Raw genomic sequence first — 19,763 nt, 5'->3', positions numbered from 1 at the left:
CATGGAAAGCCAAAAAAGTGATCTTTTAGGACTTGATTTTCCGCTTTCTGCGGTAACAGACCTTGAAGGCCATGTATTCGTAAGATTCTCCAGGAAAGACCTAAGGGCTTTCACGCCAGAAGAAATAAAACGTATCCTAAGGGTGGGGCTTTGTCTTGATTGCCACAAAGACTTTACTGATCCGGTGATGAAAAATTGGGACCCCAAACGCAAATGCCCGGTATTTAAGGAATAAAAAATTTTTGTCGCAAAACAGCCACGAGTACGTCATTTTTAAGTCAAAAATTTGTAACAATTTGGTGTCACTTCTGTCAAAGCAAGCGTTTAATTTTGGGGCAAAACTCAAAATGAGGAGGAGGCATTATGCGTAAGTGGTTACTTGTTTTACTGTTGGTGCTTTTTAGTGTTACGGGGGTTCAGGCTGCTAAGCTTACCCTTTTAGGTGCTGGGGCAACTTTCCCTTATCCGCTTTATTCTAAGTGGTTTGACGTTTACTACAAAAAGACTGGTGTTCAGGTAAACTACCAGGCTATTGGGTCTGGTGGCGGAATTCGTCAGCTTCTTGCCCGCACAGTTGACTTCGGTGCTACCGACGCTCCCATGAAAGATTCTGACCTTGCCAAGGCTCCTGCTCAAATTCTCCACATGCCCACTACTTTGGGAGCTGTCGCAGTTGCTTTTAATGTTCCCGGCGTGACCGAACTTAAGCTCACCCCTAAGGTATTGGTTGATATCTTTCTTGGCAAAATAACTAGATGGAATGATCCTGCTATCAAGGCCATTAATCCGGGCGTCAAATTTCCCGATCTTCCTATCATCGTTGCCCGTCGTTCTGATTCCTCTGGAACAACCTATATTTTTACCGACTACCTTTGCAAAGTAAGCAATGAATGGTGTGAAAAAGTAGGCCGCGGCAAATCCGTACGCTGGCCTGTAGGTATGGGTGGTAAAGGGAACCCCGGTGTGGCCGGTCTTATCAGACAAATCCCCGGAACCATTGGCTACATTGAAATTGCCTATGCTATTAAGAACCATATTCCTGTAGCCGCTATCCAGAACAAAGCAGGCAAGTTTGTCAAACCTACTTTGGAATCCATTTCTGCTGCAGCTAACGTAGATATCCCAGATGACACTCGTTGTTCTTTGACCAACACCGATGCCCCTAACGGTTATCCCATCTCTTCTTTTACTTGGCTTATCTTTTACAAAGAACAAAATTACAATGGTCGCTCTTACAAACGTGCCAAGGAGCTTGTAAAACTTCTCTGGTGGTGCATCCACGATGCCCAAAAGTACAACGAAAAACTTCTTTATGGGCGTCTTCCTGCCAAAGCTGTTGAAAAAGCTGAACGCATAGTTAAAAGCGTAACCTATAATGGCAAGCCCCTTCTTTAACCCGTAAGAGAAGAAGATCCCTCCCTTTAAGCCCCCTCAAAAGAGGGGGCTTTTTTTTATTTCCTGCTTGGCTTAAAATGGGCGCTATGCATATATCTTCCCTTTGGGAATGGTTCCATTTTTTTTGGGAAAATCCCGAAGTATTACGAGAAACTATTGAAGATTATGGGGCTCTTGCCCCTCTCGTTTTTATCGCTATTCAGGCCTTACAGGTAGTTTTTGCTCCCCTTCCCGGAGAAGTTACAGGCTTTGTGGCAGGTTATCTTTTCGGAGCCTTTTGGGGCTTTGTCTATGCCATGATTGGTATTGCCTTAGGTTCTTCAATAGCCTTTTTTCTTGCCCGAAAATTCCGTCATTTTTTCGGAAAACGTTTGGCCAGGTCCCCACATTTCCTGAAGCTTGAAAGATTCATGCAACAAAGGGGTATTATAGCTGCATTTTTGTGCTATTTGTTTCCCGGATTTCCCAAAGACTATCTGAATTATTTTTTAGGGCTTTTTCCCATTCCTTTTCGCATCTTTTTGCTGATAATGATTATAGGCCGTATTCCCGGGACTTTAGCCTTAGCCTTACAAGGTGCTTCACTTTACGAACGCAACTGGATAATGTTTGCTATCATCGCAGGGATAAGCGCTTTTCTTTTGGGACTTTTTTACTGGAAGAGAAATAGTATTTACCAATACCTGGACAAAAATGCCCATAGCATATCTTGATTTAATAGGCGGTATAGCCGGAGACATCTTTTTAGCAGCACTTTTAGATGCAGGATACCCAGAAACCCATCTTGCCACTGTCCTTAAACAACTGCCAGGTGGCCTTTCCCTTAAAACCGAAAATTTAAAAATAAACGGCGTAAGTGCTAAGAAAGTAAGTATTGTTGCTAGAACGACTGGCGTACTTCCCCAAAAAAGAACTGAACTTTTTTCCCTGGTTGACAGGCTACCTTTTGAGAAAAAAGTCCTGGCAAAGGCCAAAAATATACTTGAAACTATTTTTCAAGCAGAAGCTAAGGTTCACGGAGAAGACATTAATCAGGTTCATCTCCATGAACTCTCAGCGTTTGACACCTTGGCAGACATTTTCGGGGTGCTAGGGGGACTTAGTTATCTAAAAGTTGAAGAAGTTTGCGCTTCAGAAATTCCTTTGGGAAGAGGTCTTATTCATTCGAGGCACGGCATTCTTCCTGCACCAGCACCAGCAACTTTGGAAATACTAAAAGGCCTTCCTGTAAAAGGAATTCCTGAAAAAAAAGAAACCGTTACTCCCACAGGGGCAGCACTTTTAAAAAATTTAGTAAAAGTCTTTGGCCCTTTCCCTGAAATGAGAATTTCAAAAGTAGGCTACGGCGCCGGACATCAAAAATTTGATACTTGTCCCAATATTTTGCGTCTTTTAGTTGGCAAAAAACGCACAACAGAAAACCTTAGCGGAGAAAAAGTGGTTGAGCTTGAAGCCAATATTGATGACAAGACACCAGAAGAACTTGCTTTCCTAGCAGAAAAACTCTTTGAAAAAGGAGCCCTTGATGTGGGATTTACGCCATTTTTCATGAAAAAAGGGCGTCCAGGGTTTAAGCTCTGCATTTTGGCCAAGCCCGAAAATACCAATCAACTTGTAAAAATTTTCTTTTCAGAAGAAGCCAGCCTTGGTGTCAGAATACGCGAGATCAAGCGTAAAACCTGCCCTCGGCAGATAAAAAAAATCAGTACTCCGTGGGGGGAGATAAGCGTAAAATTCGCAAAAGCTCCTTGTGATTCTTTTAAAATAGAATTCGAAGACTTAAAAAAACTTTCCGAACAAACCGGAATCCCCTTAATAAAGCTCAAGAAAAACATCGAAAGCTACCTAAAACAACATTATTACAAAGAACGGAACAACTATTAATCAGTATCCGTTAGTAACCTTTATAACGGCAAACACGCTTACTATTCGTTCAAGACCTGATGAATAAGGATCAATAAATCCTGGATACGATATGGTTTGGACAAAAAGGCGTCTGCTCCTTCGCTCAACAATTTTTGCACTGACTTATCAGCAACATATCCCGAAAGAAGGATCACTTTAACCCTAGGAGCTATTTCCTTGAGACTATAAAAAGTCTCCTTGCCATCTACTCCAGGCATAATTAAATCCAGCAAAACTAAGTCTATTTTTCCATTTTTCGTTTGAAGAATTGTTAAAGCTTCCTGACCATCCTTTGCTTCAAAAACGCAATATCCGTGCTCTTCCAAAACAACTCTAGTGAGTTCTCTTACTTCATCTTCATCATCTACTATCAAAACCGTAGCATCACCATTGAGTTCTTTTGCCGTAAAGGAAGAAACAATATCTTGTTTTGCTTTGTTTATTTGCTCAGCTTTTGGGAAAAAGATAGTAAATTTAGTTTTCCCAGGTCTTGAAGAAACATCAACAAATCCTCCATGGTTCCTAACAATGCCGTACACAACTGAAAGACCAAGACCTGAACCTTCACCAACAGGCTTGGTAGTAAAAAAAGGCTCAAATATCTTGTCAATTATATCATGAGGAATACCAGGACCAGTATCTTCTACTTCTAAAACAACGTATTCTCCTGGTGGAGCCTTATCTCCGGTTATAAAGATGTGAGTATTATCGAATATTGTCGTTCTTGTACGGATAATAATCTGACCACCACCCTGAGACAATATTGCATCACGGGCATTAAGACAAAGATTTAATAATACTTGATTAATTTGAGAAGAATCTGCCATAATGATAGGGAGTTTAGCGCTGATTTCTTTACGTAAAACTATCTTTTTATCAAGAGAATGCTTCAAAAAAGAAATTACTTCATCAACAATATCATTTAAGTTTAGAGGTTCTACCTGATACTTTCCAGCACGTGCAAAAGCTAATAGATTACTTACCAGATCCGCCGCTCTTTTGGTTGATTTTTCAATAATTTCTGTGTAGCGCAATAATTTGGGATCTTTCAAATTGTTCTTCAACAATTCATTATATCCTGATATAGCGGCCAAAATGTTATTAAAGTCGTGAGCAATTCCACCGGCCAAAAGGCCAATACTTTCCATCTTTTGAGCCTGTAAAAGTTGTCTTTCCATTTCCTTAAGTTTAGAAATATCACGTATAACTGCAAAAACTAAAATAGCTTCTTGATATTCAACAGGAATATCATATTGAAGAGCAGAAATTCCTATAAGACGCTGAGAAACAAGAACCGGAATTTCCTTTCCATCTTTACGACGAAAAAGAACTTCTCTATTACGAACTTCTCCTACTCCAAAAAGTTCATCTAAAATTTTTTCTCTTTCGTTAAGATCAACATAAAATTCTTGAATACTATCAGGATTTTCGTCTTTATCGAGACCTACTAATTGCCTAAAAGCATTATTACACGAAATAATCTTGCCATCAGCAGTAGTGATAACATGGCCATCTGGAGCAAACTCAAAAAGAGTACGATATTTGGTTTCAGAGGCTTTAAGTTTTTCTCTTTCAAGCAGAAGTTCTTCCTGTGATTTATTAATTTTCTCTTCAGCAGACCAGATATAAAAAATAGGAATCAACCATAATGCCAACCCTTCTAAAGTTCCAAGTACTAAAGAGAAAATCAATAGTTGAAAAATATTAGCTAACATATTATTTGAAGAAAGTCCTACCTCGACAAAACCGTACAACTCTTTTCCAAATTTAATTGGATAACGTACAGAAATAACAAAAAATTTAGAAGAAAAATCATGGGAAATTTTACCAATCTTTTCTATAACTCTACCCTGAGAATCATAAAAAATGACGTATTGAATATTAGTAATTTTTAATTGTTCTTTAATTTGATCCTGCCAGTTAAGGGGATTTGATTCAATCGTATGACGAAAAATGGAAGCAAGATAAGAGGCATGAAGCTTAGCTTGTTCTTTCTTTTCTTGCTTTGAAATATAATAATAGCTAGCTGGCACCGCAAAACATATAAAAATACCTGCTAAAAATGTTACGGGAAGCATCATCAAAGCAAAAGAGCGGGTGAGACGATAGCGTTCATCTGGTCGGAAAAGTAAAATTATTAAAAGCTTAATTCGCTGAAAAAAGGTAATAAATTTTGCCATTTTTTATCCGATAGAAATAAACTTTCTTAAGTCCTTGATGGTCATGACTACTAAAATTAATAGGTTCCAGAAGACCAATATCAAAATTTTTAAGATTTTCTAAAGTATCTATAAGTTTTTCTCTGTCAATGCTTAAGCCAATCTTCCGAATAATTTCCACAAAAAGTTTAGCATTCAAAAAACCCTCAAAAGAAAGAGAGGAAACCTTCTCTTTTGGAAAATATTTTTTCATTATCCTGACATATTCTTTTATAGCAGGTAGATTCTCAGTTAAAGGAGGTAATACAGAAGTCATATAAACTTTTACATCTAAATCTTTAATTAATTGCGCCACATCTTCTAAGCCTGAAAAGGAAACTGCATAAAAAGTTGGAGTTTTACCATACAAAGTAACATAATTTTTAATAAACGAAGTGCAAACTTCAGCAGTACCCACCAAAACTATTACATCTGGCGAAGCCTTACCTATCTTATAAAGTGCTTCTTTAATATCCTTTTGCCCTCTAAAATAGTGTGCTTTGGCAATTGGTTCTAAACCATGGGCCCACAAGCTTTTTTCAGTACCTTCAAGCCCGTTAAAACCGTAAGCATCTTGCTGATAAAAAACCGCAAAGCGCTTTTTCCCTTTTTTGATAAAATAATCAACAGCTACCCTACACTCATCCCAATAGCTTGGGCGAAGGTTGAACACGTAACGCCACACAGGCCTGCGTAATTCTATGGCACCAGTTATCGGGAAAAGGATAGGAACGCGGTTAAGTTCACAGTATTTCAAAACTGTTAAGGTGGTAGGAGTCCCCACCAGGCTAATCAGCGCAAAAACCTTATCTTCTTCTACAAGGGTGCGCACGTTGCCTATCATCAACGGGGGATTATAGCGATCATCATAGGCTTTTAATACGATTTTTCGCCCCCAAACCCCTCCCTGCTCGTTTACAAATTTGAAATAGGCCTCCATTCCTTTCATAACCTCGTGGCCTAAATAAGAAGCATGACCGGAAAGGGGAAGTGATGTTCCAAGCAAGATGTAGTCGGGAAAGACTCCTTGCTGCTCTGCAAAGCCAGGTGTTTTAAAAAACAAAAAAAATAATAAGAAGAGCAAACTCGCCCGCATGGCTTTAGTATAAATTATTTTTAGTAATTTTTTATATAAATTATTTTCGGAAAAATAGATGAGAAAATAAAAAAATAATGAAGGCCCCACCTAGTGGGGCCTCTGGCATGTATAAAGAAGGAGGGGCTATTTTAAACGAATAGAGACATAGCGTCTGAATTCTTTATCCCTCACCAAAAAGAGTACCCGACCTGTCCTTCTGCTAGGAGCTATAGCTTCAGCAAATTCTTTAAGGTTGTGTACTCGGCGGTGATTGACCTCTTCGATAAGCATTCCTGGACGCAGGCCCGCCATCGCCGCAGGACTATCAGGGGCAACTCCTGTTATCACTACCCCTTCATTTACACCGTAACCAAGCTGCTGTGCAAGGTCAGGGGTAAGAGGCTGAACTTCAAGGCCTAGCTTTTTCAAAAACTCGTCCTGACCGGTGATAATACTTAGTCCTTGAGGTTGGGTCCCTATCGTGACCTCAAGTTCTTTGGGTTTTCCATTACGCATTACAACAATTTTTACCTTGGTACCCGGAGGGGTTAGGGCTACCATAGTTCTTAGCTCAGCGACATTTTTGACGGGTTTGCCGTCATACTTGACGATAATGTCGCCCCGTTTGAGACCCGCTTTTTCAGCAGGAGAGTTCTCTGCTACTTCTGTAATCAGCGCCCCCTCTGGTCTTTCTAACCCAAAAGACTTCGCCAGGTCTTCGTTAAGGTCTTGGATGACAACCCCTAGCCATCCCCGCACCACCTTACCTTTTTCTATGAGCTGTTTGGTAATGACCTTGACCATATTGATAGGAATGGCAAAACCTATCCCCATATAGCCACCAGAGCGGGTAAAAATAGCGGTGTTCATGCCAATGGCTTCGCCTTTTAAGTTAACCAATGGGCCACCGGAATTTCCGGGGTTAATCGCCGCATCTGTTTGAATAAAGTCTTCGTAATCAGTTATACCCATGCCAGAACGGCCTTTGGCGCTTATTACCCCCACGGTTACTGTTTGGGTCAAGCCAAAAGGGTTCCCTATGGCAAGGACCCATTCACCAACCTGGATTTTATCTGAGTCTCCAAGGGGAAGAACAGGTAAGTTTTTGGCGTTTATTTTTATCACTGCCACATCTGAAGCGGGATCAGTACCTATAACCTTGGCGTTAAACTCACGCCCGTCTGCTAGTTTAACTTTTACTTTATCAGCGTTGGCCACCACGTGGTTGTTGGTCAGGATGTAGCCGTCAGGGCTGATAATAAAACCTGAGCCAGCTCCCATCTGACGATACTTTCTCGGGAAACGCTCCCTGAAAAATCTCTCAAAAAAGTCGTTTCCAAAAAAGTCAAAAGGGCTCCCAAAGGGAAAAGGTTCCATTACCGGTCCGCGCTGCACTACTACTTTTTCTACCTGTACAAAAACCACCGCAGGCCCTGCCTTTTTAGCCACCTGAGCAAAAGCCTTGGATAATTTAAGAGCAAGATTTACCGCTTCTTGATCGGTATTTTTATTAGTCGTCTCTGTGGCAGTAAGCTCTGTTTTTTTAACCTTAAAAATCTCTTCAAAGATAGAACTCTTAGCCCATGCCTCCACATTTAGCACTAACACAAAAAACAACAGCAAACTTACCACTCGTTTCATTTTTTCCTCCCTAGCTTTTCATTTCTTTTTCGGTTTCTTCTTCGATATCTTTGGGTTTAGCAGCTAAAGCCTGCCAGCGCTGGCGAATATAGGCTCGCACTTCTTCGATATCTTTTTTAACGCTTTCTTCATCACGGCCTTGCAATTTTGCTATCTCAGCAAAGCTTAAGCCATCAAGCACATGCCAGACAAAGGCCTGGCGTTTTTCCTCAGGCACCCGTGAAAGCTCGCGCATAATAAGGTTTGAAAGCTCCTCTGCCGAAAGAGCTTCTTCGGGCTCGACAACTTCTCCCGCAGGAAGCACATCTTCCCAGCGAAGCCTTTCTTCTTCTACAAAATACGGGCTATCTGGCATCTCTTTCAGTTTGTAGCGAATGTCATCAAGTGGCACACTTTCTTCCACAGGAATTGCTTCATGCCCTTCTTCTCTTAGTTTTTCAATCTCGCGTTTTATAATTTCGAGGATTTTCTTATGCAAAGCATGGGCCAAATCCCCCATGCTGACTATCTGGTCATAGTTTTCATAAGCCCAAAGAACCGCTTCATCCACTACATCTCCCGGATCAAGATATTCTGGCGGAAGTTCGCCGGTTAGCTGATGAAAGAGGATCTCACGCCTTGCAATACGGTATAAATCGCGGAGTAACGGACGCAAACGGTCCATAAAGCGCTCTTTCAAATCGGCCTTTTTATCCACCGCAAGCTCAGGCAAAGCCCGAGCCATTTCCTGGACATAGCGAGCATGACGCTTAAAAACATGTTCCCCACGAAGCTCAGCAAGATGCCGCGCAAGCTCTTTTTCAAGACGCTCACGGGCTATTTTGAATGCTGTTTTCATCTGTTTGTGCTCTCCACGAGCAGATAACACCCCCTGAGGCACAGAAAGTGTAAGTTGTACAAAATAAAACTTTTTCTTCTCAAGGCCTTCTACTACAATGCGCAAATACACCAGGTCAGGATCAAACTTTTTGGTCAGTTTTTCAAAGCGCTGTACCAACCTGGCCACGTGGGCCTCTGCTAGCTTTTTGTCTGCAGGACTTATGTCGCGATATGTTACATGGTACTTCATATCTCCCTCCTTCTAATTATTTTTAGATTATGCCTTCTTTGGTAGGTATTCCTCCAAATCTCGTTTCGCCCCTCTCTAATGAACCTATAATCATGGGACGTTCGATTTCCATGATGATTTTGCCACCATAAAAGACCATAACCGTCCCTGTGGACTCGCTAACGGTAATAGCAATGGCATCGGTGATGGCCGTGATAGCAGCAGCTGAACGGTGACGTGCTCCAAGGCCTGGAGGAATCTCCACCCTCACTCCTCCAGCCTTTATAAAGGCTCCTGCGGTTTCAATAACCCCGTCTCCCCTGATAATAAAAGCCCCATCAAGGCTTGCAAACTCTTTTACGGTTTCTTCCAAACTTGGGTCTAAAATGTTTCTTTCTTCTTCAGAGTAACCCTTAAAGGGATTCAAAACGAGTTGCTCACAGTACTCAAGCACTCTCTCGGTATCTCCCACAATAAAAAGCGTGCCAACGGGTTTACCCTCACGTCCTTCCACTGCAAGGTCAACGGCTATTTCAAGGACTCTCAAAAAAACTTCAGGACGAACCACTTCAGGGAGATGCTCTAGCTGATGAACATCAAAAAATTCAAACTCATCGCCAATATCAAGGATAAAAAGGGCGTCAAGAAAACCACTTTCTGCTATTCCTGAAAGACAAAGGACAATATCGTCAGGGAGAAAAAGGTCCCTTGAGATCCCGACCAGGATGGCTATTTTCATCTGCCCGAGACGGGTAAGCTTTATATGGGGAACCCTGATAACCGTAACTTTTTCGGGGAGCCTTTCGTCTAATTCTTCCCTGCTTACCAAAACCAGCTGGGTTTCGCCTAATTTTTCGATAAAGGTGTCAAGTAAGTTACGGTTTTTGAAGACATCGGCATAAACCATCACCGCCCTTATGGGGATGCATTTAGAAAGTTCAGCGGCATAGTCCAGAAGCTTTTCTGTCAGGCACCTTTTAAAATCGTTGGCTCCCCGCACCATAATGTGATCTCCTCTTAAGTGTTTCCGAGGAGACCGTAAGTGCGGGAATTTCGCGTGTCAAGGTAAGAAAAGAAAGGCCCTCGTAAAGAATCTCTGCTAAAAGAACAAGATTCATAACGTCTTCACGGTTGTAGTTGATAAGGGCTTCAAGGGCACGGGTATCGCCTCTGCGACGGAAACGTCGCCAGAGCCTTACCGCTTCAAGGCCATCGAGCCCGTCAACTTCATCTGGCCTACGAATTCCTAGCTGTCTTTCGATAGCCTTTAAACCACCTTTTAAACCAAGCCGTTTAAAAAGCGGACACAAATCTAGATGAACTTTGGGAAGAGGGAGCCAGGGATAATGGCTCCGTAAAAAGGGATAATCAAAAAAAGACCCTCCAAAAGTAACCACAAGCTCTGCTGAGGCAAGAATTTCAAGACCTTCGTCTAAATTTTCGCCTGCAAGAAAGGCCCGAAACTCTTGGCCATCGTAAATCCCTATCACGGTAACCTGGTTAAAACCCCTTTTTAGGCCGTCGGTTTCTATATCCAGAAAAATGGCCCTGTGTTTGAAATGTTTAAAAAGCCGCCAGTGATGCTTCTTACGCAGAAGCGCCGCAAGGGAAGAAAGATCGTCTTTTATAGCCAGTGTTTTTTCTAATTTACGCTGCCAAAAAGAGAGCCTTCCCTTTGATACTCCGGGAAGGCTCTTCTGTGCTAAAAAATCCCACCAGGTGCAAACACCATTTTGCCAGAGCTCAAATTCTCGTCTTTCTCCAAGACCCGGCAAATGTACAAAAGTCCGGTAAAGCATTAAAGGTTCTCAAGATTAAGCTTGGTCTTATACTTCTTCTTGAGTTCGCTCAAGGCCTTTTCCAGGGCTTCCTGCTGTTTTTGGGTGAGATATTCCTCTTTTACTTTTTCTTTTACTTCTTCAAAGCTCTTTTGTCTGGCTTTTTTGTGTTCTTCAACCTGGATTATGTGAAAACCAAAAGGCGTGCGCACTGGTTCGCTAATTTCACCAGGCTTAAGAGTAAAGGCTGCCTCTTCAAATTCTTTGATCATCTGGCTTCTGGTAAAAAAGCCGAGTTCTCCGCCTTTTTCTTTGGTGCCAGGATCATCGGAATATTCTTTGGCAAGCTTGGCAAAATCAGCGCCTTTAAGAAGCTTTTGACGAATCTCTTCGGCCTTTTTCCGGGCCTTTTCTACTTCCTTTTTGGACGCATTCTGTGGGACCGCTATCAAAATATGGCGGGCCCTCACCTGCTCTGGCTCCTGGAACTTATCTTTATGCTTTTCATAATAGGCCCTGAGTTCTTTGTCAGAGACCTGTTGCTTAACTTTTCCCAGCACTTCTTTTTCAAGATAAGCTTGAGCCAGAATTTGTTTGGTGGCTTCTTCTATTTGCCTTTTAACCACAGGATCTTTGTCAAGCCCGGCTTTTTGGGCACCTAAAGCAAAAAGAGAGATTTCAACCCAGCGCTTTACCAGTTCCTTTTTTAACTCTGGCTGATGCGCAATAATCATTTTGATTTGCGGCGGAGCCGCTTCAAGCTGGGCTTCGAACTCTTTTTTTGTGAGCTTATACGGACCAACTTCAGCTAAAACCTCGTCTCCGGCATAGGCATTGCCTAAAAACCCCACAAACAAACAAATACTCAAAATCGCCAAAAATCTCATAATTCCTCCTTTTTGATTAAATTATGTGCCTGCGCATAAGAGGACTACTTTAGCGCACGATGCTTTTTGCGGGATAATAACCTGGCCCAGCAGTGGTGTTGGGTAACACCAAGGAATTCGGACCAAGAAGTGTTCCGGGATTGGTGACACTGTTACATCCCGTTTGCACGCCATCGCCTAAAATAGCCCCTAATTTCCTTAAACCGGTATCAATAACCTCACCTGAAATTTTTATTTTTACCGAATCGCCTTTTAATTTTAGATTCGCAAGTTTAGTGCCAGCACCTAAGTTGACCTCATAACCCAGGATGCTATCTCCCAAATAAGCAAAATGCCCTGCTTTAGCCCCATCAAGCATGATGCTATTTTTGATCTCAGTAGTGTGGCCTACTACACAACGTTTCCCCACGTAAACGTTTCCCCGCACATAAGCCCCTTGCCGTACCTCGGTGAAATCTCCGATATGCGCAGGGCCCTTCAAAAGTGAGCCCGCCTCAACAAGAACCCCTTTGCCTATTTCAATTAGGTTGTCTAAAAAAACGGCTCCGGCACAAAGCACACTTGCCCCTTGAAGTACTTTTCCTTGTATTTCAACCCGAAGTTTTTCCTTGGTAGCATCCCCAAAGGTTATCTCCACCCCTTCTGCGGGAAAAAGCTCCTCTTCAAAGAGGATATATATTTGTGGTAAGGGGATTCCCAAAGGAAGTTTACTGATATTGGGCTGGAGCAAAGATCTCAAACGCTCTTTAAGTCTTGCTATCCCTTGCCATACAGGTTCGTTTAATTCAAATAAATCTTCAAATCCAGGGTATTCTCCACCAGGGAAAAAATCATGGGGATAAATCATTTTGCCTCCCCTTTGGACTTAAGAACTTCAACCAAAGTTGGCCCAATTTCTACCAAACCTAACTCGGTAATTTCCATCACATGGACTTTGGTATCATGGCCACACATACGGCACCCATCAATACGAAAAAGGCGGACAATCTCACCAATGTCTGTTTTATAAAGCTGTGCAGCCCGGGCTGAAAGTATAAGCTCCTTGGAAAGAACCATGGTGCTGTCGACAATGTGTCCTACCGCATAGCCTCCAGCAGCCTCTGCGGAAAGCTCTTCGTGCGAAGAACGCTTTTGCGAGATAAACAGGGCAGTCTGGTACCATTTTTTGCAAAAAGTATAAAGGGCCCGGACCACAGTGCGCGCAAGCATTTCTCGTGCCTCGTAAAGACCAGTAATAGAGTCTATCACCGTGCGGTGGACCTTATAAGTTCGGTATATATGCGCCAGGGTATCAAGAAGGGTAGGCATATCATCGCGCAGGCGCGCATAACTTGCCGCATCAAGAATGATGATGCGGTCTTCTATTTCTTTGAAATCAATCCCCATGGCCTTAGCCCGCTGCTCAAGCCCCACTGAGAGAAAAGAAGCAGGGGTTTCCACTGTTACAAAACAAACTGGTTCTCCAAGGCTTGCCTGTTTAACAGCAAATTGCTCAGCCATGAGGCTTTTCCCGGTATCAGGCATGCCGGTAAGATTCACTACACACCCTAAAGGAATCCCGCCAAGAAGCTTTCTTTGGGGTTTCCCGTCTTTCCATTCCACCACGTAAAAAAGTTCATCAAGACCTTTTACTCCGGTGGGCACACCGAGAAGCTTGGGAGCCTTTTCTTTGGCCTCAGAAACCTTATAAATAGCATCGTAAATTATGTGACGCTCCCTCTCATCAGTCATACTTATGCTCCTTTTTCAAGGGTTTCTCCGTCAGGGATGCGAAAATCTTCCGGGTAGTCCTCAACCGTCACATCAGGATAGATTACGCAATTGGTGCCAATTTCACTTCCTCCAGGAACGTATGCCCCCTTGCCGATCAAGGTAAGACCGGTAAAAAGATGTTTTGGAAAACGTGTGTTGATCTTGGTCTTATCACCCAGGCCGACTTTTGCTCCCTCCCCGATAAAGACTTCCTTGTCACAAATTACACGAAATACCTTTGCCCCCTTACTCACCCGCACACCGTGCATGAGCACACAGTCTTTCACATAAGCGTCTTCTTCAACAACCACGCCGGGGGAAAGAACAGAATTTTCCACTCTTCCGCCTATCAAGCATCCCGGAGAAATAACGCTATTTTCTACCTGCCCCTGGCAGAGGATTTGCGCTGGTGGCCAATCAGAAGTGAGGCCATGGGGCATAACGTTGGTCATAGTACCCCAGGCTTCAGGATCAAGGCCAGAATCTGGACGCAAAAGATCCATATTAGCCTGAAAATAGGATTCAAGGGTGCCTACATCGCGCCAATACCCCTCAAAACGATAGGCATAAACCCTTGCCTCAGCCAGAGCCTGTGGCAAAACATGCATTCCAAAATCGAGATTCTCTATGGTGGAATGTCTGAGGACATCTACCAGATATGAAGTGTCAAAAACGTAAACTCCCATCGAAGCCAAATTTGACCGGGCCTTAGCAGGTTTTTCTTCCCAATCAACAATACGGCCATCTTCCTCAGTAATGGCAATGCCAAAATGATGGGTTTGGTCCCAGGGCACAGGCATCATGGCCACGGTTACCTGAGCTTCTTTGGCCCTATGGTATGCAATAAGAGGGCGATAATCCATATAATAGACGTGATCCCCCGAAAGAATAATGACTTCCCGCGAAGGACGCCTAGTGATGAAATCAAGGTTTTGCCTTACCGCATCAGCAGTGCCACGATACCAGTCCCAGTCCTTTTCACCAGTTTTTGGGGGGAGAATGCGGACTTCTCTGGTGCGCCCGGAAAGATCCCAGGGGGAGCCGTCACCAATGTGATCCATAAGAGAAAGGGGCTTATACTGGGTTAGCACTGCCACACACGTAAGGTCCGAGTTAGAGATGTTAGAGAGGGTAAAATCAATGATGCGGTAAATGCCTCCAAAAGGGACTGCAGGTTTAGCCCTTTTACGTACTAAAATGTTCAGGCGACTCCCTACACCTCCAGCCAAAAGAACGGCTATGACATCTTGCATAAAAGACCTCTAGTTTTTTTATGTTTTAGCATTCTTAAGAGTTGGTGTCATCTCTATGCTTTCGAAATGATTTAAAAATTCCAAGCCTCATCGGGAATATTTGCGCAAAATACCACGCAATCGGTCAGCATGAGGATTTTTAACTATGCGTCCGTAAATAATATCAACGGGCCTTACGGAACGGCCATAATACATGCGATTCCAGGAATCTCGTGGTTTCACCACTGCACCCTCAAGGCTGATTCCCACAAAGGCCCCCTTAGAGCGGGCAAAGGCCAGGATGTCAACTAACTGGGCCTTAGCCCCCATACCCACCGGACCTGCAGCCACACTAACATCTCCTCCAAGCTTGACAGAGGTGGCCAAAAAAGAATCTATCCCCTTCTGAGTCATAATGAGAAGAATTATCTCAGAGGCCTCTCCCCCAAATTGCAAACCAAAGGAAACGGAACCTAGGGTATAAAAGGCGGGATATGACCAGTCTTTTCCAGGATAGCGCGCAAGCAAAACTCCGCTTCCCCCAGCACCTCCTATGAAAAAAGCCCCTTTAAGCATCTGGGGAATAATCAAAATTCCCCGAGCATCTTTTAAGTGCTCACGCATCCATTTCATCTGGTCATCTGCCAGAAAACGCTTAAGAGTAATGGTGGCCTTATCTACCAATTCATAAGGTGGGCTATATTTTTTGGCTGAAACAAGAGAACTATTAAAAAAAACAAACATCAGCACCAAAAAACAAATCTTTTTGAACATGAAAGCCTCCTAAATTTTCACTAATCCCTTGGGAGTAGACCTATATCTTAATTTTAATCGCATTGTTTAGCTTTTATTACTAGATCCCCTAACGATGTCAGGCGTTTAATACCCCTTTCTATTTATGGGAGCATGCTTTATCCGACAAGGTGTCATTGCAAGGCGACCTGTACCCCCCCCGCGATCCCAGCTACACCGTCATCACGAGGCGTGCTATCGCACGCCGAGGTGATCCCTGTCCCGAACACAGTGAGGGATCTAGATTGCTTCGCTTTGCTCGCAATGACGGCGAATGCATCATCGCGAGGAGGCCTGTTAAGGCCGACGAAGCGATCTCTATCCTATTTTACGCTCCTAGTAATAATTTAAAATAGTCTTAAGATAATTAAAAAAATAGTCTTAAGGGGACAGGCCAACAGGCCTGTCCATCGCTCATGATGGTTAAAATTTATATTAGCCTTAAATTTGGCAAAGGGCTGTTGAAGGTGTATTAAAATTTTATGGAACTTTTCGTGATGTTTGACAACCGCGCTACTGCCCCTGGTTTTACCTTTGGCTGGGGATATAGTGTTTTCATAAGACCCCTTGGCCTACTTTTTGACACCGGCTCAGAAACCCCTTCTCTTATCAAGAATTTAAATCTTTTTGGCATTGAACCCGCAGAAATTGAAATTATTTTTCTTTCCCATTTTCATTGGGACCATACCGGCGGCCTTTTAGGGCTTCTTCCTTTTCTCAATGAACCGGAGGTCGTAGTGCACAGTGCCTTTTCTCAGGGGTTTTTAAGTGAAGTAAAGCGCCTGGGCAGAAAGATAACGCATTTAGACAACCCGTCTGAAATAGCAAAAGGCGCCCTTAGCACCGGACTCCTAAAAGGGCCTCTCCCAGAAGCTGGAATCATTTTGCAAACTCCCCGAGGGAATTTGCTACTCACCGGATGTGCCCACCCTGGCATCGTCTATATGACAGAACAGGCAATAAAGATCTCCGGGCACATTCACATGGTAATGGGAGGCTTTCATCTCTTGAGAAAACCTGCCCAGGAAGTCATAGCTACTGCCCAGCAACTCAAAAAACTAGGCGTTTTAAAAGTAGCCCCCTCTCACTGCACCGGAAAAAAAGCCGAAGCCATCTTTGAAGAGATCTTTTCAGAGGACTTCATCTCCGTAGGCGCCGGAAGCATCTTAAGTTTTTGAAAAAGTAAGATGCCTGTCCAAACTATAAGCATTTCCTTGAATAAACCTTACACTTCAGGCAAAATGGAAAAAATTTCCCAAGGGGTGGAGGAATTAAATGGCCAAAAAAGATCCCATTGGGGATTTTCTCAAAGAACTAGGTATAAAAGAAGAAACTACAGGTCAATCAAAGCCAAAAACTCGCCGCAAGAGCAAAAAAAACACTAACACATCAAATAACAACGGGGCCAACCTCGGGTTTGAGGCCAAGCTCTGGGAAGCAGCCAATAAGCTCCGAGGACATCTTGACGCTGCAGAATACAAGCATGTGGTCTTAGGGCTCATTTTTCTCAAATATCTTTCTGACGCCTTTGAGGAAAAAAGAAAGCAGTTAGAAAAAGAACTCGCCGATCCTGAAAGTCCCTGGTTCATAAAAGAACCTGAAGCACGGTATGAAACTTTAGAAGATCGTGATGAATATCGTGCTGAAAATGTCTTTTATGTTCCACCCCGTGCCCGGTGGTCATACATTCGGGAAAGAGCCAAGCAACCTGAAATCGGCCAAATCATTGACGACGCCATGGTTGCCATCGAAAAGGAAAATCCGAGCTTAAAGGGCGTTCTTCCCAAAATTTATGCCAAGCCAGAGCTTGACAAGCGGCGCCTAGGGGAGCTCGTTGATTTGATTAGCGATATCGGCCTTTGGGACCACGAAAACCGATCCAAAGACATTTTAGGCCGTGTTTACGAATACTTTCTTGGTCAGTTTGCCAGTGCCGAAGGGCGCAAGGGTGGCGAGTTTTACACTCCGCGATGCATCGTTCGGCTCCTCGTGGAAATGATCGAACCTTACCAGGGCCGGGTATATGACCCATGTTGTGGCTCAGGAGGTATGTTTGTCCAGAGCGAAGAATTCATCAAGGCCCACGGCGGGCGCATTGGAGACATATCCATATATGGCCAGGAGTCAAATCCGACCACCTGGCGCCTGGCCAAGATGAACCTTGCCATTCGGGGCATAGAGGCCAACCTCGGCCCCCACGCGGCGGATACCTTCCATAACGACTTACACCCCACCCTTAAAGCCGACTTCATCCTTGCCAATCCGCCCTTTAACCAAAAAGACTGGGGACAGGAAGCGTTAAAAGGTGATGTGCGCTGGAAATTCGGGGTTCCTCCGGCCAACAACGCCAACTTTGCCTGGGTGCAGCACATCATCCACCATCTTTCCCCGGTAGGCATTGCCGGCTTTGTTCTCGCCAACGGGTCGCTTTCTTCCAATCAGGGAGGAGAAGGCGAAATCCGCAAAAAGATTATCGAAGCCGATCTGGTGGACTGTATTGTGGCTCTTCCCCCGCAGCTTTTTTATAGCACCCAGATTCCGGCCTGTCTCTGGTTCATTGCACGGGATAAATCAGGCAAACCCACCAAAGGCGGCAAGCCTTTACGCGACCGTCGTGGAGAGGTCCTTTTCATTGACGCCCGCAAGATGGGAGTCATGGTGGATCGCGTCCATCGGGAGCTAACAGACGAAGAGATCAAGAAAATTGCCCGGACATACCACGCCTGGCGCGGTGAGGAAATCACTTCAGATTCCCCTCTCCCTGGGGGAGAGGGGCTAGGGGTGAGGGGATATAAAGACATCCCCGGATTCTGTAAAAGCGCCACTATAGAGGAAATCAGAGAGCACGATTACATCCTCACCCCTGGCCGCTATGTTGGCGTAGAGATTCAGGAAGAGGACGATGAAGTTTTTGAAGAGAAGATGAAGCGCCTGGTGGCTGAGCTAGAGACTCAATTTGCCGAAAGCACAAAACTTGAAGAGGCTATAAGACGTAATTTGAGGGAGCTTGGGTTTCTGTAACTATTTCTTGAAGTTTATCATAAAAAAATTTATACACTAGGAGACAAAAGTGGCTAGTGGCAAACTTTTGCGCCAGTTGATTAAAACAGGTATAGAAGGAAACATTGAAGCTTTTAGGCGGGTCTCAGAAGAAATTATTCGCGAAGAACGAAGGAAACATCACCATCTTTTAGCAAATGATCTAGAAAAGATTCTTTATGGAAGACCCCAAAATCTCCCTCGGAATTATCTTCAGCCTCCAAAAGATAAAGATCGCGGTTTGCCCTTAATTCACATTTTACAACCAACAAGACGCCTCGAAGATGTAGTTCTTTCTGATGAAAACTTCTCCATTATAGAAGAAATCCTCAAGGAATATCACTACGAAGAACGACTTCGCAGCTACGGCCTTGTTCCAACAAATCGCCTTCTCTTTTGTGGGCCGCCGGGATGTGGCAAAACTTTAACTGCTGAAGTTATAGCTTCAGAACTTGGCCGTCCGTTTGGGATTGTCCGGATTGATAGCGTAGTGTCTTCCCTTTTGGGAGAGACGGCAGCTAATCTTCGCAAAATTTTTGACTACATCTCTAATATTCCGATGGTAGTACTTTTTGACGAATTCGATGCTTTAGCCAAAGAACGAGCAGACCAGACAGAGCATGGAGAGATTAAGCGGGTAGTCAATGCCACTTTACAGATGTTGGATGATTATCGTGGGCGCAGTCTGCTTATTGCTGCTACCAATCATGAGATGATTCTTGATATTGCCATCTGGCGACGTTTTGAAGAAGTGCTGGTATTTGATCGTCCCAATATCGAACAGATTCGACGTTTACTCGAAATTAAATTACGTGGTGTACGGAGAGACTTCGATATTTCGGACACAAATATTGTTTACAAATTTAAAGGGTTAAGTCATGCGGATATTGAAAGGATATTGCGAAGAGCGGTTAAACAAATGATTCTTAGTGGAGAAGAATTCTTAAAGGAACGCCATATTATAGCCGCTCTCCAGAGGGAGGAAGCTCGCCAAAAACGAATTAATCAAGGTTAAGGA

Annotated in this window: 18 protein-coding genes; 7 read left to right on the top strand and 11 right to left on the bottom strand. The window is 43.6% G+C overall.

Annotation, left to right across the window (positions count from 1 at the left end; genetic code table 11):
* Position 1 precedes the first annotated feature (1 nt).
* The 4 genes from H528_RS0102025 to larC all read left to right on the top strand — a co-directional run bounded on the left by H528_RS0102025 (position 2) and on the right by larC (position 3,279).
* Positions 2–235 carry a hypothetical protein gene (locus tag H528_RS0102025; protein WP_157608074.1) on the top strand — a complete coding sequence of 78 codons (234 nt, stop codon included), beginning with the start codon at positions 2–4 and terminating at the stop codon, positions 233–235.
* Positions 236–363: 128 nt separating this feature from the next.
* Positions 364–1,395 carry a phosphate ABC transporter substrate-binding protein PstS gene (gene pstS, locus H528_RS0102020; protein WP_022852685.1) on the top strand — a complete coding sequence of 344 codons (1,032 nt, stop codon included), beginning with the start codon at positions 364–366 and terminating at the stop codon, positions 1,393–1,395.
* Positions 1,396–1,481: 86 nt separating this feature from the next.
* Positions 1,482–2,108 (top strand): TVP38/TMEM64 family protein, encoded by a 627-nt coding sequence (locus tag H528_RS12275; protein WP_169352759.1) that lies wholly within the window; start codon positions 1,482–1,484, stop codon positions 2,106–2,108.
* Entirely contained in the window at positions 2,089–3,279 is a 1,191-nt protein-coding gene (larC, locus tag H528_RS12270) for a nickel pincer cofactor biosynthesis protein LarC (protein WP_022852683.1), read from the top strand. Before H528_RS12275 ends, larC begins: the two co-directional genes overlap by 20 nt.
* Positions 3,280–3,320: 41 nt before the next feature.
* Here the strand turns inward: larC and H528_RS13910 are convergent, their stop codons facing one another.
* The 11 genes from H528_RS13910 to H528_RS0101955 all read right to left on the bottom strand — a co-directional run bounded on the left by H528_RS13910 (position 3,321) and on the right by H528_RS0101955 (position 15,688).
* Entirely contained in the window at positions 3,321–5,480 is a 2,160-nt protein-coding gene (locus tag H528_RS13910) for a hybrid sensor histidine kinase/response regulator (RefSeq protein WP_022852682.1), read from the bottom strand.
* Complete coding sequence (locus H528_RS12260; RefSeq protein WP_169352758.1) at positions 5,446–6,561, bottom strand: ABC transporter substrate-binding protein; 1,116 nt, start codon at positions 6,559–6,561, stop codon at positions 5,446–5,448. The genes H528_RS13910 and H528_RS12260 overlap by 35 nt, the downstream gene beginning before the upstream one ends.
* A gap of 159 nt (positions 6,562–6,720) precedes the next feature.
* Positions 6,721–8,217 (bottom strand): DegQ family serine endoprotease, encoded by a 1,497-nt coding sequence (locus H528_RS0101995; RefSeq protein ID WP_022852680.1) that lies wholly within the window; start codon positions 8,215–8,217, stop codon positions 6,721–6,723.
* A 10-nt stretch (positions 8,218–8,227) separates the two neighbouring features.
* Entirely contained in the window at positions 8,228–9,286 is a 1,059-nt protein-coding gene (locus H528_RS0101990; RefSeq protein WP_022852679.1) for a sigma factor-like helix-turn-helix DNA-binding protein, read from the bottom strand.
* Between the two features lie 22 nt (positions 9,287–9,308).
* Complete coding sequence (locus tag H528_RS12255; RefSeq protein ID WP_022852678.1) at positions 9,309–10,268, bottom strand: DNA integrity scanning protein DisA nucleotide-binding domain protein; 960 nt, start codon at positions 10,266–10,268, stop codon at positions 9,309–9,311.
* Positions 10,243–11,064, bottom strand: a complete 822-nt coding sequence (locus H528_RS12250) for a ribonuclease H-like domain-containing protein (RefSeq protein ID WP_022852677.1) — start codon at positions 11,062–11,064, stop codon at positions 10,243–10,245. Before H528_RS12250 ends, H528_RS12255 begins: the two co-directional genes overlap by 26 nt.
* Entirely contained in the window at positions 11,064–11,930 is an 867-nt protein-coding gene (locus H528_RS0101975) for a peptidylprolyl isomerase (protein ID WP_022852676.1), read from the bottom strand. Before H528_RS0101975 ends, H528_RS12250 begins: the two co-directional genes overlap by 1 nt.
* Before the next feature lie 49 nt (positions 11,931–11,979).
* A complete protein-coding gene (locus tag H528_RS0101970) occupies positions 11,980–12,777 on the bottom strand; it encodes an acyltransferase (protein ID WP_022852675.1) in 798 nt (265 codons plus the stop codon).
* Positions 12,774–13,661 carry a KaiC domain-containing protein gene (locus H528_RS12245; protein ID WP_022852674.1) on the bottom strand — a complete coding sequence of 296 codons (888 nt, stop codon included), beginning with the start codon at positions 13,659–13,661 and terminating at the stop codon, positions 12,774–12,776. The genes H528_RS0101970 and H528_RS12245 overlap by 4 nt, the downstream gene beginning before the upstream one ends.
* A 2-nt stretch (positions 13,662–13,663) precedes the next feature.
* Positions 13,664–14,935 carry a glucose-1-phosphate adenylyltransferase family protein gene (locus tag H528_RS0101960; protein ID WP_022852673.1) on the bottom strand — a complete coding sequence of 424 codons (1,272 nt, stop codon included), beginning with the start codon at positions 14,933–14,935 and terminating at the stop codon, positions 13,664–13,666.
* An 87-nt stretch (positions 14,936–15,022) separates the two neighbouring features.
* Positions 15,023–15,688: a lipid-binding SYLF domain-containing protein gene (locus H528_RS0101955; protein WP_022852672.1), complete on the bottom strand. Its 666-nt coding sequence runs from the start codon at positions 15,686–15,688 to the stop codon at positions 15,023–15,025.
* A 500-nt stretch (positions 15,689–16,188) separates the two neighbouring features.
* Here H528_RS0101955 and H528_RS0101950 point away from each other — a divergent pair, with 500 nt between their 5' ends.
* The 3 genes from H528_RS0101950 to H528_RS0101940 all read left to right on the top strand — a co-directional run bounded on the left by H528_RS0101950 (position 16,189) and on the right by H528_RS0101940 (position 19,760).
* On the top strand, positions 16,189–16,884 hold the full coding sequence (locus H528_RS0101950) for an MBL fold metallo-hydrolase (protein ID WP_022852671.1): 696 nt from the start codon (positions 16,189–16,191) through the stop codon (positions 16,882–16,884).
* A gap of 97 nt (positions 16,885–16,981) precedes the next feature.
* The gene (locus tag H528_RS0101945) at positions 16,982–18,727 is read left to right on the top strand and encodes a class I SAM-dependent DNA methyltransferase (RefSeq protein WP_022852670.1); all 1,746 of its coding nucleotides are present in this window, start codon (positions 16,982–16,984) and stop codon (positions 18,725–18,727) included.
* Between the two features lie 49 nt (positions 18,728–18,776).
* Entirely contained in the window at positions 18,777–19,760 is a 984-nt protein-coding gene (locus H528_RS0101940; protein WP_022852669.1) for an AAA family ATPase, read from the top strand.
* The last annotated feature ends 3 nt before the right edge of the window (positions 19,761–19,763 follow it).

Source organism: Thermodesulfatator atlanticus DSM 21156, from assembly GCF_000421585.1.
Taxonomy (GTDB): domain Bacteria; phylum Desulfobacterota; class Thermodesulfobacteria; order Thermodesulfobacteriales; family Thermodesulfatatoraceae; genus Thermodesulfatator; species Thermodesulfatator atlanticus.
This window is presented reverse-complemented; position numbering and strand designations above follow the sequence as displayed.

Coding starts and splice junctions, on each gene's coding strand:
- H528_RS12250 (WP_022852677.1), bottom strand. CDS start 11,064: ATGCTTTACCGGACTTTTGTACATTTGCCGGGTCTTGGAGAAAGACGA.
- H528_RS0101960 (WP_022852673.1), bottom strand. CDS start 14,935: ATGCAAGATGTCATAGCCGTTCTTTTGGCTGGAGGTGTAGGGAGTCGC.
- H528_RS13910 (WP_022852682.1), bottom strand. CDS start 5,480: ATGGCAAAATTTATTACCTTTTTTCAGCGAATTAAGCTTTTAATAATT.
- H528_RS12275 (WP_169352759.1), top strand. CDS start 1,482: ATGCATATATCTTCCCTTTGGGAATGGTTCCATTTTTTTTGGGAAAAT.
- H528_RS12255 (WP_022852678.1), bottom strand. CDS start 10,268: ATGGTGCGGGGAGCCAACGATTTTAAAAGGTGCCTGACAGAAAAGCTT.
- pstS (WP_022852685.1), top strand. CDS start 364: ATGCGTAAGTGGTTACTTGTTTTACTGTTGGTGCTTTTTAGTGTTACG.
- H528_RS0101995 (WP_022852680.1), bottom strand. CDS start 8,217: ATGAAACGAGTGGTAAGTTTGCTGTTGTTTTTTGTGTTAGTGCTAAAT.
- H528_RS0101975 (WP_022852676.1), bottom strand. CDS start 11,930: ATGAGATTTTTGGCGATTTTGAGTATTTGTTTGTTTGTGGGGTTTTTA.
- H528_RS0101955 (WP_022852672.1), bottom strand. CDS start 15,688: ATGTTCAAAAAGATTTGTTTTTTGGTGCTGATGTTTGTTTTTTTTAAT.
- H528_RS12245 (WP_022852674.1), bottom strand. CDS start 13,661: ATGACTGATGAGAGGGAGCGTCACATAATTTACGATGCTATTTATAAG.
- H528_RS0102025 (WP_157608074.1), top strand. CDS start 2: ATGGAAAGCCAAAAAAGTGATCTTTTAGGACTTGATTTTCCGCTTTCT.
- H528_RS0101950 (WP_022852671.1), top strand. CDS start 16,189: ATGGAACTTTTCGTGATGTTTGACAACCGCGCTACTGCCCCTGGTTTT.
- H528_RS0101945 (WP_022852670.1), top strand. CDS start 16,982: ATGGCCAAAAAAGATCCCATTGGGGATTTTCTCAAAGAACTAGGTATA.
- H528_RS0101970 (WP_022852675.1), bottom strand. CDS start 12,777: ATGATTTATCCCCATGATTTTTTCCCTGGTGGAGAATACCCTGGATTT.
- H528_RS0101990 (WP_022852679.1), bottom strand. CDS start 9,286: ATGAAGTACCATGTAACATATCGCGACATAAGTCCTGCAGACAAAAAG.
- larC (WP_022852683.1), top strand. CDS start 2,089: ATGCCCATAGCATATCTTGATTTAATAGGCGGTATAGCCGGAGACATC.